The 24,039-nt window shown below is 55.8% G+C and carries 22 protein-coding genes; 11 read left to right on the top strand and 11 right to left on the bottom strand.

The annotated features are described in order from the left end of the window. Positions 1–157: 157 nt before the first annotated feature. The gene (locus tag AVCG78_RS09265; protein WP_071204301.1) at positions 158–1,633 is read left to right on the top strand and encodes a PI-PLC domain-containing protein; all 1,476 of its coding nucleotides are present in this window, start codon (positions 158–160) and stop codon (positions 1,631–1,633) included. 115 nt (positions 1,634–1,748) lie between these two features. Then, complete coding sequence (locus tag AVCG78_RS09260) at positions 1,749–2,879, top strand: ATP-dependent DNA helicase (RefSeq protein WP_060717892.1); 1,131 nt, start codon at positions 1,749–1,751, stop codon at positions 2,877–2,879. Positions 2,880–2,910: 31 nt separating this feature from the next. On the opposite strand, the gene AVCG78_RS09255 is transcribed toward AVCG78_RS09260, so the two are convergent. Continuing rightward, positions 2,911–3,603 (bottom strand): MerR family transcriptional regulator, encoded by a 693-nt coding sequence (locus AVCG78_RS09255; protein ID WP_071204299.1) that lies wholly within the window; start codon positions 3,601–3,603, stop codon positions 2,911–2,913. A 329-nt stretch (positions 3,604–3,932) separates the two neighbouring features. On the opposite strand from AVCG78_RS09255, the gene AVCG78_RS09250 reads away from it, so the two are divergent. Both AVCG78_RS09250 and AVCG78_RS09245 read left to right on the top strand, forming a co-directional pair. Then, positions 3,933–4,217 (top strand): hypothetical protein, encoded by a 285-nt coding sequence (locus tag AVCG78_RS09250; protein WP_156601676.1) that lies wholly within the window; start codon positions 3,933–3,935, stop codon positions 4,215–4,217. Next, positions 4,168–4,920, top strand: coding sequence for a pyridoxine 5'-phosphate synthase (locus AVCG78_RS09245; protein ID WP_015916435.1), 753 nt, complete (start codon positions 4,168–4,170; stop codon positions 4,918–4,920). Before AVCG78_RS09250 ends, AVCG78_RS09245 begins: the two co-directional genes overlap by 50 nt. 118 nt (positions 4,921–5,038) lie before the next feature. On the opposite strand, the gene AVCG78_RS09240 is transcribed toward AVCG78_RS09245, so the two are convergent. After that, the gene (locus AVCG78_RS09240; protein ID WP_071204298.1) at positions 5,039–5,914 is read right to left on the bottom strand and encodes an SDR family oxidoreductase; all 876 of its coding nucleotides are present in this window, start codon (positions 5,912–5,914) and stop codon (positions 5,039–5,041) included. A gap of 274 nt (positions 5,915–6,188) precedes the next feature. On the opposite strand from AVCG78_RS09240, the gene AVCG78_RS09235 reads away from it, so the two are divergent. Both AVCG78_RS09235 and AVCG78_RS09230 read left to right on the top strand, forming a co-directional pair. Next, positions 6,189–6,563, top strand: a complete 375-nt coding sequence (locus tag AVCG78_RS09235) for a winged helix-turn-helix transcriptional regulator (RefSeq protein ID WP_174082366.1) — start codon at positions 6,189–6,191, stop codon at positions 6,561–6,563. 455 nt (positions 6,564–7,018) lie between these two features. Continuing rightward, a complete protein-coding gene (locus AVCG78_RS09230; RefSeq protein ID WP_071204296.1) occupies positions 7,019–8,794 on the top strand; it encodes a methyl-accepting chemotaxis protein in 1,776 nt (591 codons plus the stop codon). A 72-nt stretch (positions 8,795–8,866) separates the two neighbouring features. Here the strand turns inward: AVCG78_RS09230 and AVCG78_RS09225 are convergent, their stop codons facing one another. The 3 genes from AVCG78_RS09225 to AVCG78_RS09215 form a co-directional block, all read right to left on the bottom strand. Next, complete coding sequence (locus tag AVCG78_RS09225; RefSeq protein ID WP_071204312.1) at positions 8,867–10,087, bottom strand: MFS transporter; 1,221 nt, start codon at positions 10,085–10,087, stop codon at positions 8,867–8,869. A gap of 156 nt (positions 10,088–10,243) precedes the next feature. Then, on the bottom strand, positions 10,244–10,855 hold the full coding sequence (locus AVCG78_RS09220) for a TetR/AcrR family transcriptional regulator (protein ID WP_071204311.1): 612 nt from the start codon (positions 10,853–10,855) through the stop codon (positions 10,244–10,246). Between the two features lie 79 nt (positions 10,856–10,934). Then, the gene (locus tag AVCG78_RS09215) at positions 10,935–11,648 is read right to left on the bottom strand and encodes an aspartate/glutamate racemase family protein (RefSeq protein ID WP_071204294.1); all 714 of its coding nucleotides are present in this window, start codon (positions 11,646–11,648) and stop codon (positions 10,935–10,937) included. Between the two features lie 174 nt (positions 11,649–11,822). Between AVCG78_RS09215 and AVCG78_RS09210 the strand changes: the two genes are divergently transcribed. Continuing rightward, positions 11,823–12,287 (top strand): Lrp/AsnC family transcriptional regulator, encoded by a 465-nt coding sequence (locus AVCG78_RS09210; protein ID WP_071204292.1) that lies wholly within the window; start codon positions 11,823–11,825, stop codon positions 12,285–12,287. A 69-nt stretch (positions 12,288–12,356) separates the two neighbouring features. Here AVCG78_RS09210 and AVCG78_RS09205 read toward each other — a convergent pair whose 3' ends face one another. Then, a complete protein-coding gene (locus AVCG78_RS09205; RefSeq protein ID WP_071204290.1) occupies positions 12,357–12,584 on the bottom strand; it encodes a hypothetical protein in 228 nt (75 codons plus the stop codon). Positions 12,585–13,029: 445 nt separating this feature from the next. Here AVCG78_RS09205 and AVCG78_RS09200 point away from each other — a divergent pair, with 445 nt between their 5' ends. Further along, the gene (locus AVCG78_RS09200; RefSeq protein WP_015916427.1) at positions 13,030–13,326 is read left to right on the top strand and encodes a PRC-barrel domain-containing protein; all 297 of its coding nucleotides are present in this window, start codon (positions 13,030–13,032) and stop codon (positions 13,324–13,326) included. An 814-nt stretch (positions 13,327–14,140) separates the two neighbouring features. After that, on the top strand, positions 14,141–14,650 hold the full coding sequence (msrA, locus tag AVCG78_RS09195) for a peptide-methionine (S)-S-oxide reductase MsrA (protein WP_071204286.1): 510 nt from the start codon (positions 14,141–14,143) through the stop codon (positions 14,648–14,650). A 439-nt stretch (positions 14,651–15,089) separates the two neighbouring features. Here msrA and AVCG78_RS09190 read toward each other — a convergent pair whose 3' ends face one another. From AVCG78_RS09190 to AVCG78_RS09170, 5 genes are all read right to left on the bottom strand, one after another. Continuing rightward, positions 15,090–16,931 carry a TniQ family protein gene (locus AVCG78_RS09190; RefSeq protein WP_071204284.1) on the bottom strand — a complete coding sequence of 614 codons (1,842 nt, stop codon included), beginning with the start codon at positions 16,929–16,931 and terminating at the stop codon, positions 15,090–15,092. Positions 16,932–16,940: 9 nt separating this feature from the next. Then, positions 16,941–18,017, bottom strand: coding sequence for an ATP-binding protein (locus tag AVCG78_RS09185; protein ID WP_071204282.1), 1,077 nt, complete (start codon positions 18,015–18,017; stop codon positions 16,941–16,943). Positions 18,018–18,031: 14 nt separating this feature from the next. Then, entirely contained in the window at positions 18,032–20,263 is a 2,232-nt protein-coding gene (locus AVCG78_RS09180; protein WP_071204280.1) for an integrase catalytic domain-containing protein, read from the bottom strand. A gap of 11 nt (positions 20,264–20,274) precedes the next feature. Continuing rightward, entirely contained in the window at positions 20,275–21,042 is a 768-nt protein-coding gene (locus tag AVCG78_RS09175; RefSeq protein ID WP_071204278.1) for a TnsA endonuclease N-terminal domain-containing protein, read from the bottom strand. 791 nt (positions 21,043–21,833) lie between these two features. Then, positions 21,834–22,457 carry a type II toxin-antitoxin system VapC family toxin gene (locus tag AVCG78_RS09170; protein WP_071204274.1) on the bottom strand — a complete coding sequence of 208 codons (624 nt, stop codon included), beginning with the start codon at positions 22,455–22,457 and terminating at the stop codon, positions 21,834–21,836. A gap of 138 nt (positions 22,458–22,595) precedes the next feature. Here AVCG78_RS09170 and AVCG78_RS09165 point away from each other — a divergent pair, with 138 nt between their 5' ends. Continuing rightward, positions 22,596–22,784 carry a hypothetical protein gene (locus AVCG78_RS09165; protein WP_071204272.1) on the top strand — a complete coding sequence of 63 codons (189 nt, stop codon included), beginning with the start codon at positions 22,596–22,598 and terminating at the stop codon, positions 22,782–22,784. A gap of 81 nt (positions 22,785–22,865) precedes the next feature. Next, complete coding sequence (locus AVCG78_RS09160) at positions 22,866–23,960, top strand: restriction endonuclease (RefSeq protein ID WP_156582964.1); 1,095 nt, start codon at positions 22,866–22,868, stop codon at positions 23,958–23,960. Positions 23,961–24,039: the final 79 nt, after the last annotated feature.

The following is a 24,039-nucleotide window of genomic DNA, read 5'->3' as shown; positions in this document are numbered from 1 at the left end:
TTTCGCTCAGCACCGCGCTGAAAAGCCGACAGACCTTCCCTCCCTCAACTTGCTAATGCCGCTGGTTCCCAGTTGCTGTCGCTGCCACCTGTGGTGTGGCTGGTGGGTACGCTGTTGCCAATGGGCAGGCAATTTCCATTTCTACAGGATTTAAAAGATGACCAGTCTTTATTTTACATGCCCGGCTATCCGGACAATTACCTATATGCCCGGCTCGTTTAACACGGTCAATGGCGTCACAAATGCGGTGGTTCCGCAGATCGGCAACAATAATGATGTCTGGACCGTGACGGTCGGCGACGATGGGATTGAAGATCTCGCCGACGGTCACGTGGCCAACCTGTTCGAACGAAACACTGGTGGGTTGGGCCATATTATTGGCGATGTATCGACCGTAGGAACGCTTCCCGAAACGCTGAAATTCGCGTTTCAGCTCACTATTCAACTCGCTGTTGGTGTTGAAAACTTTGATCTTGATATCTGGGTCGGTCAAGGGGATACGAATGGAGATGATTTATGGTGGATTGGCAGCCCTTCTCTTGCCGCTCAACCTCATTATTTGAACCTTGCTTATGTTCCTGTTTTTGATGCAACCAATCAATTGGTGCAGGTCTTCAACCTGGGTAGCCTGCTGGTCTCTCATTTTCTGTTCGTAGGTCAGCTTGTCGTGGTCCAGGATTCCCCCGATCAACCAAACTGGCTGGGTGAGCTTCCTGACAGTCTTTTTCTGGACCAGATCAACCTGCCTGGAACGCATGACAGTGCTGCGATCAATCCCGATATTCACACATTTTATGCTTGCCATTATACCACGTTAACGGCGCAAATGCTGAGTGGTGTTCGGCTGTTTGATATCCGCATCAGCGTGCGTGAGGTGAGCGGCGCTTTTACATTCGTGACATGCCACGGCGCGATTGGCAGCAGTTACGGCTTTAATGAGTTTCAAACACTGCCGTCCGCGCTTGATGAGTTCCATACATTTTTGGCCCAGAACCAAAAAGAGTTTTTAGCTATATCGCTGAAAGTTGATGCGTGGAACAACGTATCACCCGCGCAGCAACCTGCCGCACTGAATGCTTTGGCAGCACTGCTTCAACAATATCCCGTTCTTGCACAGGAGGCGATGCCAACACTCGGGGAGACAAGAGGCCTCATGTATTTGCTGAACCGTATCAATGATGAACTGCGGTTTGGTGCGCCGATCACTTGGCTCGATAATACAACCGGGCAGCTTTGTGAGCCTACGACTGGGCGGGATTTCGAACTCTATGTTCAGGATCAATTCAAGGAGTTGCCGACTTTCGGTGCAACAGAAGAGAAGTTTCGAGTCTGGACCGCTGCAATAACCGCTATCAATCCTCAGCCCTTTGATAATAATAGAAGATGCCTGTTGTTGAACTATGCCAGTGCAACGTATTTTGGCGTCACGGGCATTTACATAATGCAGGACGTGCTAAACTTTTTGGGGGATCCCACCTTGGCTCGCGATAATATGCGCCTGGGTTGGTCATTGTTCGACTATGAAGAGACGGCTTATCCGCTCAGCACAGGCGGTAGAGCGAATGTTGTACAGTTATTCATAGCATCCAACGCTCAATATTGGAATTATCCTCGTCCGTTCCGCGCTGGCTGATGTCGTAGGCGTTCTTCAAGCAAACTGTCCTGCGCCTGCGAAGGGCGCAGGACACCTGCCACGGGGGCCTATTCTCTTCTTGCATTTCGTCTGCGAATCCGCGCATTTCCTCGCTATGGAATTTGCACCTCAACAAGATGAAGCTCTCAAGGCCGTTGCCAAATGGCTGAAGGAGGGAAAGACCCCGGTTTTCCGTCTGTTCGGCTATGCCGGAACCGGCAAGACCACGCTTGCCCGGCACTTTGCCGAGAATGTCGATGGCGATGTGTTGTTTGCGGCCTTTACCGGCAAGGCGGCGCAAGTGTTGCGTTCGCGCGGTGCGACGACAGCGCGCACCATTCATTCGCTGATCTACCGTCCGCGTGGCGAAGAGGAAGTGTCAGACGAGGAAACCGGCAAGACCTCGATGACGCCGATGTTTTCCGTCAACCGTCAAAGCCCGGTGGCCAAGGCCGCCCTGATCGTCATTGACGAATGTTCGATGGTCGATGAGCAGCTTGGCCGCGACCTGATGAGCTTTGGCACACCCATTCTGGTGTTGGGTGATCCTGGCCAGTTGCCGCCGGTGACGGGCGGCGGGTTTTTTACCGAGCAGGAGCCGGACTATCTGCTGACGGATATTCATCGCCAGGCGCGTGACAATCCGATCATCCAATTGGCCATGCAGATTCGCGAAGGCAAGGAAATCATGCATGGCGATTACGGCAGCACGGCGCGGGTGATTTCCAAGAATGAGGTAACGCAGGATCTGGTGCTGAATTGTGATCAGGTTCTGGTCGGCACCAACAAGACCCGGCGACGCTACAACAAGCGGCTGCGCGAATTGAAGGGCTTTACTGCCGATTACCCGCAATCCGGCGACAAACTGGTCTGCCTGCGCAATGATCAGGTCAAGGGTCTGCTGAACGGCTCGCTTTGGCAGGTTATGACCTCTTCACGAGAGACGGTGAAACCCGGGATGAACCTGCTGATCAAGCCGGAAGATGACGACATGGATCGCGGTGCTGCCAAGATCAAGCTGCTGAAAGCGGCCTTCGAAGACGTCGAGACTGAAATTCCCTGGACGACGCGCAAGCGCTATGACGAGTTTGATTATGGCTATGCGCTGACGGTGCATAAGGCCCAGGGCTCGCAGTGGAACAATGTCGTGCTGTTTGATGAAAGCTGGGCGTTTCGTGATACCCGCGAGCGTTGGCTCTACACCGCCGTGACCCGTGCGGCAGAGACGCTGACCATAGTCCGGTAATGGGGGGGCGGTAAGGGGACTGGTCGGCTTTCTAATTTGCAACGATGCCCAGCAGCACCGCTTTTGCCACAGCCTGGAACCGGTTTGTCGCCTGGACCTTGCGCATGATGCTGGCTTCCAGCGCAATCACGGCTTCGAAAGTCATTTGCATTGTTCGCGCCACCCGCACCTGGGTATAGCCTTCCGCCATTAGCGACAGGCAATGATGCTCCAGTTCGGTCAGATCAATGCCAGGGCGCAATGTCGGCATCTCTGTTTCGTTCTGGTCATCTTCGCGGGTGAGAAGGTTGTTGATCTGCTCGATCTGGCGAAACATCATCGATTGCGATGCAATCAATTCTCGTTTCCGGGCCTCCAGCGCCGTGTTGAGAAGCTCATTGGCTTGTGCCTGCGTGATGGTGCCGCTCAGTTCGGCAAACAGATCCTGAATGGCGGCAATCGGCATGCCGATCTCCCGGCAGGTGTTGATCAGCGCCATGCGGATAATGTCACGATGATAATAGACCCGCATTAGCCCCATGCGGCTTGAGGAAAGGAGATTTTTTTCCTCATAAAAATGCAGGGTCCTGTGGGTGACACCAAACAGATTGGCCATCTCGGAAATTGCCACCGGCTCCGGTGGTAGATCTTCGGGCAAAGGCAGATCCGGCATCATGGCAAGACCTGCTTTCAGGATGGGAGTGATGGATTCTGTAACGTCAAGAAATTCGGGTTGGCCTGCCATGCGATAAGTCCCCCTTGTCCCGATAATATCGGGAAATATTTTCAATTCGTTCCAATATCGTTCGCGGTTGATCTATCCAATGGTTGCAGTGTTCTGTGATGCTACCCTGGAGAGGTGGTTGCCTGATGCTCGAAACCTGGAAATACTTGAAGCCCCCGCCGAAGAATTTCCAAAACGTGATGATGTCCGATCTAAAGATACTCGATCTAAACTCTTGTTTGCAAAGATATCATCAGTTTTACTAAAATTCAAACCCATGGTTTTTAGGGCTTCGGATGGTTTCTTCGACGTAATTTTTCGGACATAAAGATTCGAACACGCTTTCACGCTTGCCAGTGCTGTTCGCCCTGGATGGATTTAAGGTTCGGTTGGCCCAAAACAGGCGTCAGCAAAGCAAGTCCCCATTCTGTCCGACAATTTCTGGCGACCGATCATCAATTTCCATCGATTTATTGCATAATCTCGTTGGTCTTTTCAGCGTCAAGGTTTTACAGAAGTGGATGGACGGCGATGACCGTCTGGGTGCGGACTTTGAGCGCCGCAGCAAGAAAACGGGTTTCGCCAATGCCAGCAAAATTATCGGTCAATCTGAATGCCATCGCCATGCTGCGTAACCGGCGCGATCTTCCCTGGCCGGATGTCCGGCATTTCGGCCGCCTGGCGCTTCAGGCGGGCGCTCAAGGCCTGACTGTTCATCCCCGGCCCGACCAGCGGCATGTCCGGTTCAGCGACCTGCCGCTGCTGCGGGCGTTGATCGATGACGAGTTTCCAAAGGCCGAGTTCAATATCGAGGGTTATCCCAGCGAAGATTTTCTACAGCTTTGCGAAGAGGCACAGCCGGAGCAGGTGACGTTGGTCCCGGATGACCCGTCTCAGGCTACCTCTGATCATGGCTGGGATTTCGCCGCGCATCAAGTGTTTTTGACAGATGTCGTTGCGCGATTGAAGGCGGCAGGCATGCGGGTTTCCCTGTTTGCCGATGGCGATGGGAATGCGCAGGCGGTTGCCACGGCTAAGGCGACCGGCGCCGACCGGATCGAGCTTTACACCGGGCCATATGGCAGCTGCTACGATGCGCCGGAAAAAGCGGCCCGTGAACTTGCGCTTCTGGGGGCAACCGCTGATGCGGCGCATGCTCTGGGCATGGGCGTCAATGGCGGTCATGACCTGACAATCGCCAATCTTCCGGCGCTGGCGGAGCGGATTCCCTTCCTGGCCGAGGTCTCTATCGGTCACGCGCTGACGGCGGACGCGCTGGAATTCGGCATGGCCGAAACCGTTCGGCGTTTTCGCCGAGCCTGTGGCGAGTTGGCCTGAAGTCCACGCGCCACTTAGCCAGATCTACATATTTCAAAATGACGCCATGCTGAGCAGAGATTGCTTGGCGTCATTCTGAGGTGACGAGAGCCTGTCTCAGTTGATCGATATGGATCGATCAGCCGATGAGGGAGGCCTTGTTTGCTTCGATGAAGGCCTCTAGCGACAGCAATGGATGGCCCGACAAGCTTTGCGCATCATCAGTTATCACATCCAGGTCACCGGCGCGGATGGCCATATCGATTGAAGCGAACACCGGCGCTACGGGTTTGGGAATGCCGGCAGCGACCATGCCGTCTTCCAACTGCTGGTCGGTGATGTCGACCACGGCAAGCGGCTTGCCCGTGGCTTTTTCGGCCAGGGCGGCAATCTCTCTGTTGCTATAGGCGCGGCTGCCGTTGAGCGTATAGACGATGTTTTCGGCCACTGGCTTGGCCAGGGCGCTGGCAATGGCGCGGGCAATGTCTTCTCGGGCGATATAGGCGGTCTTGCCCTCTCCGGCGGATGTGTGCCACTGGCCGCTGGCCAGCGCCGATGGCAGCGTCATGAATAGATTTTCCATGTACCAGTTGTTGCGCAAAATCGTATAGGCAAGGCCGGAAGCCTTGATGGCCTGTTCGGTTTGCGCATGTTCGGGAGCAAACAGGATCTTGGATGTCTCCGGATTTGGCATGGATGTGTAGAAAATCCGGCCGACCTTGGCATTGGCGGCGGCGGCAACCGCTGCCTTGTGCTGCTCGACGCGCGAACCGATGGCATCGGTGGAAATGATCAGCAGCCGGTCAATGCCGGAAAAGGCCTGATCAAGCGATGCCGGATCGGTAAAGTCGGCCTGACGTGTTTCGATGCCTTTTGCGGCAAGATCCGCCAGACCCGACGGGTTGCGGCTGGCAGCGACGATATCAGCAGCGGCAACATGCTGGCTTTCCAGCAAATGGTTGATGACAAGTCTTCCAAGCTTTCCGGATGCTCCGGTAATCAGTATTTTGGTCATATTTCTCTATCCCATTTCCTGCATAATTCCCTGAACCGGAATTGGTTGAAGGGAAAATTATCCAGCGGATATAGAGTGTTACAGAGTTATCTCCGCGTTTTATAAAACGCACGGCCTGTAAAACTCGATACCCTATTATCTTGTTGCTCTCAATTTGAGACCAGCACTATAATCAGCCTTTTGGAACTGCTGTAAAGAAGGCAGTTTTAGCACTTTTGGTTACAGAAAGGGTACCATCATGAATGATGCCACGCAGCGGGCTCCCTCGGAGGCAATGACGAGGGGGGTAAGCAAAAGCAAGCGAGCGGAAGACAATTGCCCGGTGCGCTCGGTGATTTCCCATGTCGGCGACAAATGGTCGACGCTCATTCTAGGTTCGCTTGCCGAGAAACCCTATCGCTTTGGTGAGCTTCGACGCCTGGTGCCGGACATTTCTCAGCGTATGCTGACCCAGACCCTGAGGGACCTGCAACGCGATGGTTATGTCCACCGGCAGGTTTTTCCCACCAAGCCGCCTAGCGTTGAATATGGTCTGACGGAAATGGGCGAGCAGCTGGTATTTTCACTCAAATATCTCGTGGAATTTGCCATCGACAATCATGCCCGCGTGGTCGAGGCCCGCGCTCGGTTCGATAGGCAGAATGTTTGAGGCTGAACGCCTGCATAATTTCCTAGATCGGCGTGGATTTAAACAGACGATTATACATCAGATATAAAGAACTATAGCGCCGTGCGCCATATATTGAGCACGGCGCTATGGGTGCCAGGACCCCGCCGAATTGGCTTCTCGGTAAAGCTAGTTTCTGGCGCCTGCCAGACTGATGTTGGACTAAAAAAAACCAACCATCGTCCTTGGTCGAATGTCACAATACCCTGCATCCTCTCAAGAAAAATATTCTGTAAGTCTCTGCTTTTATTTTGTAATCTCTGCGGATCTTTCAAATTCCATATATTTCGCGTTATCTAATTTATTAATAAATTATAGGGAGATTGCCACTACACTTCATGCTGGCAATATCATTTTGGTTGGTATCCGTGACGCTCTCGACAGAGCAGAGCCTGTTCTCGCGCCTTCCTCAGTTCGTCGGAAAGGGACTATACGTAATGTTTGGAATTTCTAGTGTCGCACGGATGCAGACCCAATCTTTGAAACTGATTTCAGCGAATATTATGATCTCGGATGTTGATCTGAACATTCGTTATATGAACGATTCCGTCATGGAACTACTTAAAGAGGCTGAATCCGATCTTAAAAAAGAACTTCCCCGCTTCGATTTTAACAAACTCATTGGCAGCAATATCGATATTTTTCATAAAAATCCTTCCCATCAGCGCAATATGCTGGCGGCGCTCAAAACCCAGCATAAGGCGACGATCTGGGTTGGCCACCGCGCGTTCGATCTCATCGTCACACCTTTGCGGGAAAGTGGAAAAACAACTGGCTTCGTTGTTGAATGGGCCAATGCCAAGGAGCGATTGCAGAACCTGGATTACCAGGGGCAGATGATGGCGATTAGCCGTTCTCAAGGCATTATCGAGTTTACCACGGAAGGTGAGATCGTTACGGCCAACGAAAACTTCCTCAAAGCCATTGATTATAAACTGGACGACATAAAGGGACGTCACCACAGCATGCTGGTTGACCCCGAATACGCAAAATCAGCCGACTACAAAGAGTTCTGGGCTGGCTTGCGCCGCGGAGAAGTTCAATCGGCAGAGTTTGTTCGTTACGGCAGGAACGGAAAGAAGGTGGTTATCAACGCTGCCTATAATCCGATCCTTGATGCCAAGGGCAAGGTTACAAAAGTCGTCAAGTTTGCCACGGACGTGACCGAAAGAGTGAATGCGGTCAATGCGATTGGCAGCGCCCTGACGCGGCTGGCGCAGGGTGATCTGACCTTTACTTTGGACAACCCGTTTGCGCCGGATTTTGAAGAACTGCGCCGCACGATGAATGATGCATTGCTCCAGATGCGCAACACGCTTGGCGCGGTGGCGCATTCGACCAGCCAGATCGACAATGGCACGCGCGAAATCAGCCAGAGCGCCGAAGATCTGTCCAAGCGAACCGAGCAGCAGGCCGCCTCCCTGGAAGAGACCGCTGCGGCGCTTGACGAAATTACCGTCAATGTCTCGAATGCATCAAAACGTGCAGAAGAAGCTCGTCATTCGGCATCGACAGCCAGCGACAATGCGGTGCGCTCTTCAAAGGTGGTTGAAGATGCGGTTGGCGCGATGTCGCGCATTGAAAATTCGTCCAATCAGATTTCCAATATCATTGGGGTGATCGACGAAATCGCCTTCCAGACCAATCTGCTGGCGCTGAATGCCGGTGTTGAGGCCGCCCGTGCCGGTGAAGCAGGCAAGGGCTTTGCCGTGGTCGCGCAAGAGGTTCGCGAACTGGCGCAAAGATCCGCTCAGGCTGCAAAGGAAATCAAGGAACTGATCCGTAATTCTTCAAACGAGGTCAGCACCGGGGTAAGACTGGTGAGCGAAACAGGCGAGGCGCTTCGGACGATCCAGCAGAATATCGTTGCGGTCAATGAACATATGGAGGCCATTACCAGCTCGGCTCGCGAGCAGGCCACCGGCCTTTCCGAAGTCAATGCAGCCGTTAATCAAATGGACCAGGTAACGCAGCAAAATGCGGCGATGGTGGAAGAGACAAATGCCGCCAGCGCAACGCTTGCCCAGGAAACGGCGCGTCTGCGCGAGTTGATCGAGAAATTCCAACTGGGCGGTGCCGGTATGCGGCCTTCGTCACGCCAGCTTGGCGCGGCGACGTCAGCACATCGTCCCACGACATCGCCCGCACGGGAGTTGATGTCGAAGGTAGCGGGTTCGGTCGCATCCCAATCCGGCGGCTGGAGCGAGTTTTAAAGACATTCAGTCGATTTAAAGCGTTACAGCGCCGTGCGTTTATAAACCGCACGGCGCTTCCCGTTAGACTCTTTATACTTTTGCCGTTTGCCGCCGTTCCGTCAGTAGCAGCACAAGTGATGCGGCCGGAAAGCAGAGGCCGATCCAGGCGGTCAGTGACCATCCGCCTGTGGCGTATGCCCAGCCGCCGATAGCTGAACCAAGCGCACCGCCGAGGAAGAATGTCGCCATATAGAGACCATTCAGTCGGCTGCGATGGGCGGCAGTCATTGAATAGATGATACGCTGGCCACTGATCAGATTGGCCTGCACGCCGAAATCCAGGGTGATTGCCGCAAGTGTCAGACAAATTACGCCGGTGATTGGGGAGGTTTCAATCGCATAGCGGCCAAGCAGGAACGCAGCGATGCCCAGCACCATGGCGCCGATGGAAATCTCCCGGGTCAGGCCGCGATCAGCCATTCGTCCGGCAATGGGTGAGGCAATGGCACCGGATGCTCCAGCGAGTGCAAACAGCGCGATACCATTCTGGCTCAGGCCAAAATGCGGGCCTGACAGCAGCAGCGGCGTCGTGGTCCAGAACAGGCTGAAGGCACCAAACATACCGGCCTGATACAGCGCCCGGCGCTGGAGCACGCGGTTGGTCAGCGCCATATGGGCCATGGAGGACAAAAGGACGCCGTAGCCGATCTGCGCATGGGGCTGGCGGCGGGGCAGGGTCATGCCGAGCACCACCATCAGTCCGATCATGGCAACCGCCGAAAGGACGTAGATGACATGCCAGGACGAGGCCTCGGCGATGAAGCTGGCAATGGGCCGGGCCAGCATGATGCCGCAGAGCAGCCCGCTCATGACATTGCCGACAACCCGCCCGCGTGAGGCATCCGGCGCCATGCTGGCGGCAAAGGGTACCAGAACCTGGGCGGCTGCGGAGGCAAGCCCAATGCCAAGGCAGGCCAGCAGGAAAAGGCCCGGTGTGGTGGAAAGCGCGCCGCCCAGCAGGGCCAGCGCGGCAAGACCAATCAGGATGAGCACCAGCTTGCGGTTTTCGATCAGGTCACCCAGCGGCACCAGCAGCAGCAGGCCGAGACAGTAACCGAGCTGGGTGAGGGTGACGATCAGGCCGGTCGCCTGGGGTGAGAATCCCAAATCCGCGCTGATCGGTCCGGCCAGCGGTTGGCCGTAATAGAGATTGGCGGCGATAAGCCCGCAGGCCAGGGCGAAGATAAAGGTCAGGGCTGGCGACAGGGCGTGTTCGGAATCGTGCCGCAAGAGCGGGCTGGAAAGGGTCATGGTGGTTGCTTCTCGGCTTGGGGCGCCATGGTCTTGGGAGGATGCCATGGTACTGTTTTGAGTGGCGACTGTTGAATGGTTCAGCGAATAGGCAGTGTTATGGCGAACCTCACTGCACCATGCTGCTGCACGCCGCTGTAAGGGATGAGATACGGCTCAGTCCAAAAGCCGCAGCGCCGCTTGCGCCACGGCCTGCATCTCGTCTTCTGTCCGGCCTGTCTTGCCGACCACGCGCATGCCCATCGTCAGGCACAGCAAGGCGCTGGAGATGACATCGGCATTGAGATCGGCTCGGATCGAGCCATCGGCCTGTCCGGTGACAATCTGGTCCTTCAGGCGCTGCTGGTTGGCGGTAAAAGCAACACCCACGCGGGCGGAGGCTTCCGCATCCAGCAGTGACAGATCGTTGGCGCCGCCGACTACGAGGCAGCCGCGCCGGCCTGCCGCACCATGGGCGTGTTCGGCGTAATGCTGCAAAAGGGCAAACAGCTTTTCCCGCCCGGTCTTAAGCGGTGCCATGCGCTTCAGGATCATCGCATGGCGCACCGACCAGTAGCGATCAAAGGCGGCCAGAAACACACCGCGCTTGTCGCCGAATGCCTTGTAGATACTGCCTGCCGTTAACCCCATGGCTTCGGCAAGTTCACTGATCGAGGCGGCTTGGTAGCCCCGCTCGGAAAACACCACCAACGCTGCGTCCAGCGCCACGTCCGTGTCGAATTCCCGAGGGCGGCCCGCTGGCCTGCCGGATTTTGTTGGCTGGTTCATCATGGCTTTACAATAGGAAATGATCGTTTCCAAATCAAGCAAAAAATTGACTGCGATCAACAAACCGCAGTCAATGCGTTCAGGCGATCTTTTTAACCTCTTGCGGAGTGAGCGAAAACTCTACCGCAGACGCACAGTGAATGGCGGTGGAATCAAAGCCCGGCAGGCAAAGATTTTTGGGATCGAGCAGAAGGCAAATCTCGGTGCAGCCAAGAATGACGCAATCGGCGCCGTCTGCCTTGGCCTTTTCAATGATCGCCAGATAGGCAGCCCGTGACTGCTCTTCGACGCGGCCCGCGCAGAGTTCATCGAAAATCACATCATGGACAATGCCGCGATCCTCTGCGCCTGGCACCATGGGCAGCAGGCCGAGGGCACGCATGCGATCGGTATAAAAGCCATGCTCCATCGTGTAGCGGGTGGCGAGCAGCAGGGGCCGCTTGAAGCCGGCGTCTTTGATGGCCTGGGCCGTTGCATCGACAATATGGATAAGCGGCACGGAAACACGGGCCGCCACGGCATCGGCAATCAGATGCATGGTGTTGGTGCAGATCAGCACGCATTCGGCACCGGCGCGCTCCAGGGCGGCAGCGGCATCGCCCAGCACCTTTTCCGCCAGATCCCAACGGCCTGCCTTCTGGTAGCCAACAATCTGCGAAAAATCGACCGACCGCATGACGATTTCAGCCGATGCCAAGCCGCCCAACTGATGGCGAACTGCCTCATTGATGAGCCGATAGTAAACCGCCGAGCTTTCAAAGCTCATTCCGCCAATCAAGCCGATCATCCGCATTGTCGTGTTCCCCTAGTGTCTTTGGTGGTGATGAACAAAACTATGCCAGTGGATTGAAGCGGTTGATTTGCAAACTTCTCGAAAATCATCATAAGTTCCGCACAAAAATTGCGAGAAAAATTCAAAATGCGCGTATGATTTGCGTGTTCATCCTGGAAGGCGGAGAATTAGGGCGTGATTGACGACAGAGACAGGAAGATTCTGGATCTGCTGCAGCGAGATGCAGCCATTGCGGTGAGCGATCTGGCCGACAAGGTTGCCCTATCGGTTTCGGCCTGTTCGCGCCGTATCCTGAAACTGGAAGAGGGGGGCTATATCGAGCGACGGATCGCCGTGCTCAATCGCGACAAGGTGGGCGTGCCGACCACTGTCTACGCGCTGGTCAAAACCGCGCATCATACCGATGAATGGACGGAGGAATTTCGCCGGGCGATCACCGATATCGCCGAAATCGTTGAGGCGCATCGCCTGACCGGGCATCATGATTATATCTTGAAGATCGTCCTGCCACGGGTCGAGCATTACGACGTGGTTTATCGGCGGCTGGTGCGGCGTATCGAGCTTTTCGATGTGTCCGCCTCGATCTCGATGGAGACGATGAAAAGCGGGTCCGCGGTGCCGGTGGATTATGCTGTGTGAGAGCAGGCGAAACGCCGCAGACCGGCGTTTCGTATCAATGACGCATCCCTATCGAGATGGTCGCGGCAATCAGCCGTTATATTCGTTGCGATGATGCGGCTTCTTCGTGGGGGCCTTGAACTGCCATTCGCTGCTGGACGACTGCTGCGTGCTGTCATTCATGTTCAGTTGCGCCGCCGTTTGCGTTGACGCAGTGGACTGGGCAGGCTGGGTGGTGGTCTTTGTCGTGGTTGCCGCAAACGATGCGGATGCACCGATCAGGCTTGCGAGCACGGCTGTTGCGATAAAGGTTTTCATGGATATCTCCAACTTTGCAAGTGGATAAAATTAAGTCGAACTATTTGGTTCGATGCCTGGAATCTGGGCGTTTTTGCTGTGCTTTGCAACGGCGCGCGCCTGTCAGAAAAAGCATTGCAGGCATGCGTTGGCGTCTCTTGTCGAATTGTGGATATAAAAATCTATTAAAATCAACCTGTTACTTGTTCTGCCTCCAGGGATTTCCGCCTTGGATGGTCTGCTCTCGGCAGTCTCACTTCCTTTTGATAGATGACGGCGCTCAAAGGACATGGATGTGATGGAAAATTGTGCAATTGTAACGTTATGGGATGGTTCTGCCTGTATGGTTCAAATAAGCGCCGGGGATTTCAATCCCGCCTCACTGCACACGCTTTGGTTTGGCAGGTAGGGAACAAACCTCTGCCCCGTTGGTTACCTCTACAGTACAAACAAGGAGGATAACCCAATGAATCATACCAATCACGTTCGTCTCACCACCGCTGAACTCACCCCTGCCGTGCTCGAAGGTGCAACCATTTATGGTGCTGACGACCACAAGGTCGGCAAGCTGGATCATGTTCATGGTCTGGGTGCCAGCGGCACAGCGATCATCGATGTCGGCGGCTTCTTAGGCATCGGTGCAAAGCCGGTCGGTGTTCCGCTGTCGGATCTGCAGTTCATGCGGGATGAAGATGGCGACGTCCATGCCGTCACCACATGGACAAAGGATCAGCTGAAGGACATGCCTGCGCATAAGGACTAATTGTCCCAGGCATTTGAGGCGCAAATTTTCCACGACTTATGTTATGTGAAAATTCGCTTAAATACGATATTATGGCCATCCTGGGGATCAGGGTGGCCATTTTCATGCGATATAGAGTTGGTTTGGGTTGGGGAAGGGGCGTCGTCTGCGGCGCGACCCGAATGCTGTCTGCGGATATTTTGTTTCGCTGCCCCGCTTACAAAGGTTTTCTCGATCCAACGATCGGACGAGCCTTTTCATGAGGTTCGCCATTATCGACTCTTTCGTTGGTAAAGTCTTGAAGGCATGTTCCTTATTGCAAGAAAATTTCCGGATGACGACTATGGCACTGGCGGTTTTGTCGACAGCCGCTTGTTTGATACCAACCCTTTTACACGCTGAAAATTTCCCCTGTAGTGGTCGTAAAGCGGGCATCGCAATGTGTCGCGGCGATCTTTTTGTCTGCAATGATGGCTCAATCAGCGCCAGCAAGAAGTCATGCTCGAGATTGATGGGGGGAACGGGAGGTCGGCCGGATGGTCCCGCGTTCAACCTGACACCGCCCATGGCTCCATCTTTGGCCCCATCTTCGGAAGGGTCGTGTTCATGCCGTTCCGGCAGCTTTTGCGTTGGTCCCCGGGGTGGACGGTTCTGCCTTACCGACAGCGGTACAAAAAGCTACTTGAGGAGATGACTTTCCACCTTTTGTCGGCCAGGGGCGGGTGGATTATTCCGCCGCCATGGGCATCAGGGCCGTTACTATGCCGATTGACCGCTGGAAACAGCGTGCCTTCGCTCCTACATAGAATGCATTCCAACCATAGGAGTTACGTCCATGACGAGTGAACGCGCAGTGTTGGCAGGCGGTTGCTTCTGGGGCATGCAGGACCTGATCCGCAAGCTTCCCGGGGTCATCGCTACCCGAGTGGGATATTCCGGTGGCGATGTCGCGAACGCGACCTATCGCAATCATGGAACACATGCCGAGGCGATTGAAATTATCTTCGATCCATCAAAGACAAGCTTTCGCGATCTCCTGGAGTTTTTCTTCCAGATTCATGATCCAAGCACGCCCAATCGTCAGGGAAACGATGTCGGCGTCAGCTATCGTTCCGCGATCTTTTACACGAGTGACGAGCAGAAAAAGATTGCCGAGGACACCATTGCCGACGTGGACGCTTCCGGCATCTGGCCTGGCAAGGTCGTGACCGAACTGGCGCCTGTGGGTGATTTCTGGCAGGCCGAGCCGGAGCATCAGGACTATCTTGAGCGCATTCCAAACGGCTATACCTGCCATTTTCCGCGACCGCATTGGAAACTGCCAAAACGTCAGGCCGTGGCATAACCGTCCTCCAAAGACGTTCCGCCTTTTGAAGGCGGCAGATTCTCGACTTCCCTTCTCAGTCTCTCGCTTGAGATCACTCAGCATTTCCGCTTTTCAGTGAACCGCGGAAATGCTCCCTCTCTCCGTTTTCAAAGTCTTCCGGCTGCCAAAACCGCTTGGCGCTTTCGCCTGAAATTTCCCCTTCTTCCTATAATCGCTGCATTCTTCAGCCTTATCGGTCACTCTGAGAAGGGCACTTAACGTGAGCACGGTTCTCGCAAATTGTGTAATGAAATCAGACCCCGATTTTTTGATTGGCAAGCCGGAAAATCGGTCTGGGCACTTAGCGGGAGTCATTCTCGGATCGACCTTGGGGTCGAGTTGGCAGACTGAGTTTCTGTCCAGAATCGCAGGCAACAAAAAACCCGCCGAAGCGGGTTCTGAAAGTTCTATTGAGCGGCTAGATTTGCGAAAGGTCTGCGCGTGCGAAGAATGTCGACGTGTATTCGTTTCTCCGGCTTGGTGGGGTTCCGTCGAAGACTGGGTGAATTCCTAAGGCCGCAAGGGCCGAAAGCTTTTCTTCCGGTGCAACTTTCAACTTGATGTCGTGGAGCCTGATGTAGTCGGACGCGAACTTCTCGAGATCTTCGATATTGATGTAGCGCTGCGGGCGGCGCCGCTTCGGGTCTTCTGCCAGGAAGTGCTCAATCAAGCCGGATTCGAGCAACTTGCTCATCGTAGGAATTGGTGTCCGCAGGAACTTAGCGGCCTGGGTGACCGAGCGACCTGGCGGCGGAACGCGTGTGATCTCCGTGAGCTTTATCGCATCAATGAGCATATCGCCGAGGTTTGGTGAGGCTTCGTTCCCCATGAATGAAAATTCGCGGAGTCTGCCGTCGAGGATTAACTCAAGGATCTCGCAAATGCTCCTGTATGACTTCAAGCATGCCGTCCGCAAGTTGACGAAATTCTCACCGGGGTAGGGGAGTGATTTCTCTACGATTGACTTCATGAAGTTCTCGACTGATTCGGCGTCGAGCAATGGTGCAAGGCCGGGAACAACGAGAGGCTCGAAGTGACGGTCGGCGATTTGAAGCGCGGTGCCGACGTTCACGCCAAGCCGCCTCGCGCCGTGTTCCGCCGGAAACCCTTTTTTGATTGCCCGCATGTGGCCGTCGAATTCCGGGTCATCGACCGGAATTGGCACCTCATGGCTGAATCGCATCTTCTTATCCGCCTGGATTCGGCCGAGAGCGTGAAGCACGGTTCGGATCGTATGGCGTGGGACGTTGTAGTGCGCAGCAGCCGAGCGAGCACTGTGGTTCCTCCTAGGTACATTCATACCAAGAAAGCGGTCTTCCGGTCCAACGCAGTATTTCAAAGCAGCGTGTTCAGCGACAAATCGCGCGATAGGCTCAAGTTCTGCAGACCGCACGCGTTCATGCAAGAAGATGTAGAAGGCGCCATAAATCTTCCCCGGAGATCCCTCCAAAACGGACACAAGCTTGCGGTCGCTCTGTTCGAGAAACCGCTCGATCCCAGCATAGCCATCCGCAATGTAGGAGAAACCTTTGACCATGATTTCACGATGGATCTGGGGAGAGGATGTTCTACTGCGTCCCCTGGAATCGAATGTCGCCGCGTATCCGATTGCCTCAGCCATCATGAGATGGTGCTTCAAAGTGATACCAGGGAACGGTACCTCAACAGCGCGCGCTTTCTCAACGTTGAGAATATCGTGCAAAAATCTGTCGATCTCAGTCACTGGTTCTTCTCTTGCGGCGTTGATGTGGACCTGTACATCCTTTTCGTGAGCACGGAGATGAGCATGGAAGTCTCCGAGATCACTGGGTTTATACGGAGCGCTGATCGTCGCGATACGCACTCCATGGGCCGGGCATACCAAGGGGAACTCGACATGCCACGCGGATCGCGCGATGGGACGAGCATACATCCCGCCAGATCGATTCCTGTAATCCTCCTCAACACAGCGAGGGCAGAACCTTACGAACGTGGGACGCATCGAAGCGAAGTGCCCAAGCACATGACCGAACCCCTGAAGGCCAGCTCCGGACCCACGGAACGCTTGGTGCCTCAACCTCTCGAGTGAAGTCCCGGTTTCCTCGCAGAAAGGAGCGAGCTTGAAATCGAGGTTCCAATGATAGGGATACATCGATGCCATCTTTGTATAGGAGCGGAGGTTAGTCATCTTCGTGCATGCCCAACGGGACATGAACCCGACGAACGTCTCATCGGGTTCGAAGACGATATGCGGCTTCGCGAGATTGAGGACCTCATCCATCACCTTCTCCTACTTCTTGCGTTTCTTGGAAGTGGTTGAATCCGTCGCAATGGACACATTCTTGAGCATCTCCGCGAGAGACTGGTCAGGCATGATCTGGTTCCAGTTTGGTGCGGTGAAGATGTTCTGCGCCGCGCGGCAACCGCTCGCGAGGGCATATGCAACTTCGAAGTCCTTGATGGAAACCGTGTCACGATTGCCGCGCATGGCATTCTCACACGCTTTCCGGGTGATCTGGATCATAGAGCCGAAAGCTCCAGAACCGGCGTGGAGGAGACGGTGGATGAATTCCTTCTCCTCAAGCCCATCGGCATCGAGCTCGGCGTCGACGGTGACAATGCGCTGAACGACTTTGGTCATAACCTTCACATCCTCGGGATACGTCATCGGCTGGAACTCGACGATGATGCTCCGCTCCTTAAGCTGACGCTCGGTAGATCCCTCTTGCTCGAGGAAGCGACCAAGTGCGGGCACGCCCGAGAGGATCAAGTGCAACGGCCATCCTGGGATCTGGACGAGACTCTTTACGATGTCCGCAACGTTCTGGACCTCCTTCGCGCTCGTGCCGCGGATGACGTGCTGCATCTCATCGATGGCAAGGAAGAGTACTCCCTGCTTGCAGATCTGGGTCTTCCAGAGATCGAACAACTCGGTCTCCGTAAGGCTTTTGTTCGTGACCTCATGCCCGAGTGCCTTCAATCCGGCCTTGGCCAAACCTTTGTGAGTGAGCGGCTTAGGGGCCTCCATCCAGATCATGGGGTAGACGAGCGTTCCGTCGCTGCGCACGCGCGGCTTGAACTGGGGGCGTTTCGCAAGGTGCTTCTCGACCGCGGTTGTCTTGCCTGATCCGCTTTCGCCGATCACGAAGAGAACGCGCTGCTTGGATGCCTTTCCAAAGGCTTCGGCAGCGGAGTTCTCGACGATAGCGTCGAAAGCGTGATCGAGGAGCTTGTCACGGGCCGTCCCCACATAGGTGGTGGCCATATGGGCGATGCGTCGCGTGCGATCCTGGCGCTCGGGTTCAAGGGTTTCGTAGACCGCCATAGCGGCCTCCTTGAACGCTTCGCTGATATTGTCGTCGTTCATCTTGAACTCCCTCGTTATTCGAAGATCACGTCGTCCCCGTCATCGGACGAGAGCGGATTCTTGAGGCCGGAAACCTTGGGAGCTGCCGCCACCGGATCCGGAACTGCTGCTGCCTTGGCCTCTGCGGTGTTGACGAAGAGGCTGGCGTGTGCGGAAAGGCCTACCGACAAGGGGTCGGCTGCGATCACGAGCGTCGGCAATTCCGGAACGTCGTCCTCGATGTCATCGACGAGCTCAACGCCGTGGTTCTCCTTGTCCCACTTGTCGACGAGATCGGAAGTCGGACGGTCGGCCGCGAGGTTCGCGCGGGCTGTGGCCGCATCACCTGCGGCGCGGAGATCGCGTACCGCGGCGAGCAACACGGACATCTTCTTGTCAGCACCCGCCTTATTGACGGCGTTGTAGTCGACGTTGACCTGGTTCCACTCGTAGATGGAGAGATCCTTGGGGATGTGCTTGCCGGCAGCCGCTTCCTTCCACTCGTGGCCGTCCCAGTAGTCGGCAGTCGAGAGGTCGAACTGGTCGATGCGAACGCGGACCTTCGGGGCGGGAGCACCGACGATCGCCTTCTGGCCGATGCGGAGGAGCTGCAACGGATCCGCCTGGTAGTGGATGCCGAGATTGCGGAAGCCCTTGTCGCTGATCGAGCGTTCGATCTCGATGCCAAAGATCTTGCGGCGCTCCTGCTGGGTAAGGGGCATGATGACGCCGAACTTCGCCATCTTCTCGTCCCAGGCCATGGACGGGGTCATGCCGAGGCCGTCATGGATCTCGTTGTGGTAGATGTCGATGACAGCGCGGGTGAGGTGGAAGCTCACCTCGTCGACATTGAGGACAACGCGTCCGGCCTTTCCGCGCTGGACCACGTTCGAGAAGGTACGGCCCTCGAAGTAGGAGAGGAACTTGTCACTCCAGGTGCGGAACACGCGTTCTGCAGTGCCGCGGGCGGAGGCGGCACCTGCGGGCGGATGCATGATGGTCGCGCCCATCGAGAGGACGGCAGTCTCGAAGCGCTGGTCGACGAACTCGGGTCCCGCATCGGTGACAACCTCTTCCGGGACGAGTGCATAGCGCCACTCGTCACCAGCTCCGACGACATCCGAGATGTACTTCTTGTGGGAAGCCGCCATCTCGAGCGCAGCAAGCGACGAATGATGCGAAGGCGCGCGCGTCGAGAATTTCATCGCGAGGATGCACCGGGTGGCAACGTCGATCGCGACCGTGACCCACAAGCGTGTCTGTGCAACGATCGCCCGTTCTTCCTCCGAAAGCTGTGCGGCAAACGCGGTGATGAGCATGTTGCTGTTCAAGTCGACACGCCAGCAGTCGATCTCGACACGCTCGCCGGGCCGCTCGACATCGAGGCCCTGGTTCACGATCGCGAGCATTTTGGCCGCATAGTCCGCACCGTGTCGTGCAGACATGATCTCATACAAGCCGAACGACTTGATCATCTTCTCGAAGGTCTTGCGGCACGGAACCTGATGGTACCGTTCAAGCAAGCCCTTTTCGGAGTTGAGGTCGTGAATGATCTGCTTGAGAATCCCGAAGCACGCGCGCATGGAGGGGCGCTTTTCGTTGCAGTAGGATTTTGCAACGGAGAGCCAGATGCTGATGTCCTCCGGAAAGAACCGCGATGCCCGCTGCTTCGCCTTGCGGCGATCCGGCACAAGCGCGATGATGTCGAAGCCACCCTCCTGATAGCGGTCGTAGAGGCGCTTGAAGTGGCGCGGGCAGGGAACGCCGGGGATTACAGCCTGTTCATTCGCCGAGAGGTGCTTCGTCATCCGCTCGAGGACAATCCCCTGGAGGATCGGCAAGAGGATTTTCAAGCAGTCATATCCGAGGCTCACCTTCCGTTCACGGAAGCCCTTTTCACGGAGGATCGGGTGCTTCTTCCCGACCTGCTGGACGCGGATGAACTCGTCCAAGAGCGCCTTGTGCCAAAGGGCCTTCATGCGTTTTTCCTCCGGAAACTCCGAGAAGACTTTCGTGACTTCACGCTTCACGTCGAACTCGGACCCGCGACGCTGAACCTCGATGCGGTTCGCGCAGTAGAGCATGTAGATCAACTCGTGAGTGTACGTCTTGGTCCGGCCGTGCTCATCGCGGAGCACGGTTTCATTTTGGTCCTGGTTGACGAGCGTGAAGTGCGCGCCGTCGATCGTGATGCGCTCGGCGTTCCCGAAGTAGTAGACCGGAACGCTGGGGATGTGGCGAGCGAGGGGCTTCGAGTGGATGTTCATTGCCGGGCTCCTTACTTTGCGCGGATCATGATGGTGTGGTCGCTGATGCGCTCGGACGGATCCGATGCGGCGAGGCAGCCTTCATCGATGAGGCACCAGAGGGCGATGCGGCGGGCAGCTTCCGAATTCGCGCCGCGGAAGAGCTCGGAGAAGCGTTCCGGGCCATCCATCTGCTCAACGACGTTGCGAGCAATTTCGACCTCGTCGTGGTTGCGAACACGACGCGACAAGAGGATACGCTTGGCGTTAGCCTCCGAGTTCTGGTTCGCGTAGTCTTCGGTGATCACCGTCACGTCGTCGGCGAACATCGCCATGGCACCCTGACCATGGATGCGCGCAAGCATGGGCAAGAGGCCGTACTTCTCGACGTACTTCTTGGGCTTCACCGCAACGGCCATGCTGATCCCGTCGGTGCGGCGGACCCAGAAGTCAAAGGTGTGACGGCGACGGCTGCCGTCCGCAGCGATCCACTTCACGGTGGGCCACTGGGCACGGACCTCGGCGATGTCCGGATGCGCCTGGAGAATGAGGGCGGTGCGACGCTCGAGATTGCTCTCGAAGAACATCGTGCGGTCATCACCATGGTTGACCGTGCGGCCTCGGGCGCTGAACGGAGACTTGGTGCTGGCAACGCGGTTTCCATTCGCTGCCTGCGGCTCCTTGAAGAGAAGCGGCTTCGACGGGCGATGGTAGTTCGGAGCACCGGAGTACTCGAACTTGAAGGTGTTGCCGCAGCGGATGCGGATGAGACGGTCGGCTACGTAGTGTTCCTTGCGCATGAGAGACTCCTCTGAGAGCGCTGAATCTGAAGGCTTGGTCGCCGCTGTCGGAGGTCGTCCTCACGCACGCGGCTGAAATTCTTGGTCACGGCCGGGTGTCGCCCGGCCGCGCGCAGTCGCCGCGGTTGGAAGAAGGGAGAGTTCGTCGAAGAAAGGCGCACGGATACGTTCTGCGTCATGGAGCAGCTCCTTATGGATGGGGTCGGGAAAAGTTTGTGCAGGAAGGCAAGCACCAGATGGATTGACGACCTTGGTCGGTTGATCGGGTGTAGGAAGCCTGACGGAGACCGCAAAGGGTCACCGCCGTCGCCTCGTCATGAGGCAAGGGATTCCATGTTTTTTCTGGGCGGGACCGGCAGTCGGGACGGACTACTCCGTCAGACGGGCTATGCTGCGCTACGTTGCAGCAGCGTCACCTTGAATGCGGACCGGCGGTTGTTCGGCGGAACGACGCGGATGATGGTGAACTGATGAAGTGACATTGCCTGAAACTCGATGATGGCTTTGGGAAGCGTTTCGTTCGCGAGGAATGCAGTCGGGACCTCCTGGAGGCCACCGGAATCGTACCGATGCCGTCAGGCGGATTGTTGGCTGCTGCTTTGCAGCAGATATGTCGGCAGGACTCGTTGCATGTCAGGTTTCCATGTCTGGCGTGGACCGAATTCGGAACACGAAGTAAGACGTGCAATATAAATGAAGGGGTGGCAACGTGAACGCCTGGAGAACATTCATGATTGGGCAGGTACGTAACCGTTGTGCCGCGCATTTCTCTGCAAGTAGTAAATTAAAGATTAAGCAATGAGGGGTAGGCCGTGCCAAGAATGAATGCGGTCGAAAGCGTAAGTCTCCCGCAGGCCTGCGCAGCGGTTCGCGCGCATTCCATATGGGAACAGGACGCTGTTCGCGCGAGGTGGATCATGCTCCGCTGAGGGTGGTTTGTCAGACTTCACGTGCCAGATCCTGTGCACAGGATCATAAAGACCGGGTAGCGGAAAGAATTCGTGGATCCTCATGAAGTCACGAATATCGAGGGTCGCGATCGGAATGCCATGAATGATGCTGACTGCTGCTATCGCCGGATCGCAGCCGAACCTGAGCTTCTTCGAGGGCCCGTCGTTACGCCAATAACTGTGAAACGGTGGGAATGCGGCCATTCTCGCAATAAGTCTGAAGACTTCAACGGTCATGGGCGGAAAGTAGATATCCTTGGTTATAAGTTCCGATAACCACTCGAGGTAGAGAGTGCCTCGTTCCCTATCCTTTGTCATCAGCGAGCGCGCACCTCGCTCAAGCTCGAAGACTGAGAGCATAGGTATGGCAATGGACTCGTCAGGTAGTGATCTGAAGAAATCCACCACTTCCTCTATAGGCTCGGACCTGCGCGCCTCGCTGAGAACGCTGGTGTCGAGAAGCATGTATCGGGTTCTCATGTTCGCTGTTCCAAATGAAATCGTCGGCGATCGTTCCGGAACATCGTTATCAAAAGATTATCAATGGCTAGAAAACACGGAATCGGATAGGATTAGATGGTCGATTAACCTTGGCGAGGCTCAATGAGACGTTCGAACAAATGGATGCGCGAGGAAGCTGAGTCCTTGATTGGCGAACTTCTGGACGCTGCGAAGAGAGATGGCGCACAGATCGTGAAGGACGTAGACGGCACCTTTACTATTTCCTTCCAAGCCGGCGGCAAGGAGGGCGCAGTGAAATTCCTGGCGAGCGGTGGTCCGGATAGAAGCTGATGCGCTGGAGCGATTTGGCCAAACAACCCTCTATTTCCTCAATGCTGCTTGCCGGGTAATTCCAGAAGCAGGCCGCTGTAGATGATCTCTGAAGACACCTATTTCGAAATGATCGTCGCGGCTATGAACCGATCCGCGATGCCGGGCGCGGATGTCCAGTGGAACGTGAGGTTACAAGGTCGTCAGTTCGACGTCGTCGTCACCATCCCGAATGGACCCTATACCCTCATGCTCGCGGTGGAGGTGAAAAACCATAAGCGCCGCGTCGAGGCCTCGAACATCGAAGCCTTCGTGACCAAAGGCCGCGACGTGAATGCGAACAAGCTGATCTTCGTCAGCGCAAACGGCTTTCAGTCAGGATGCGTCGACGTTGCCAAACGACACGGTGTCGACCTGTTCGAACTGACTTTAGGACGGTCGGACGACATAAGCTTCCCGGTAGGATCGTATGTCATCCATGGCGCATCTACCGCCGCACCGGTCATGAAAGTTCTTCCGGAGGAACCAGGAAACGCGTTCGAGGCGGTGACGATCGTTTACGCGGATGGTTCGAGGATCGCGATCCCGGATGAATCCACGCAGATGCGATATTACCTCGAGCACACCTTTGCCGGGACGCGAAATCTGCTGGATGTAATCGCGCCCGATCAGGTTCCGACGCTCGCGAATGGTGCGACGCAGACGATCAGGGTCCCCATTGGAACGATGATCGATCCACCGGATGAGTTTTTCTTCCGCCGCGGTGAGGCAAGGGAACTGGTCGTTGAAGTCCGAGGTGTCGCGAATCCGGTGATGTCCGGAAATGTCGCATTCGAGACGACGGCGATCTCTCCTGCCGCGACCTATACGAACGTGATCTCCGGCTCGAAATCAAAGGCGCGGCTGGTCGACCTTCCATTTGGCCCGCCTGAATTCGAGGCCGGGAGGTTCTATTTTGCGTACCATCCACTCCGTTACATCTATTGTGAGCGCGTAGTGGACGGGATTGCGACGATCTTCCTCGTCGAGAGTTTCCAGCGCGGCGTACTGGTTCGCTCGTCCTTCGACTGCGATGCGGATTGTGCTCGTTTCTACATTCCTGTCGGGGCGGGATCCGGCAAGCTGCGTGTAAGGCTTGAAGCGCGCTTGAAGGCGTTGAGGGAACTCATGGCAAAGCCTGTCCGCAGCCAGGTTTGAATTCGAATTCTCGCTGCGTGGCTTCCCAACAAGAAATATGCTTGACGCCCGTTTTCTCGTTCCGTATTTGTTCCGACAT

It is taken from the genome of Gillisella vitis (assembly GCF_021559775.1).
Classification (GTDB): Bacteria; Pseudomonadota; Alphaproteobacteria; order Rhizobiales; family Rhizobiaceae; genus Allorhizobium; species Allorhizobium ampelinum.
The sequence above is the reverse complement of the archived record's forward strand: the minus strand, read 5'-3'. Positions and strand labels throughout refer to the sequence as shown.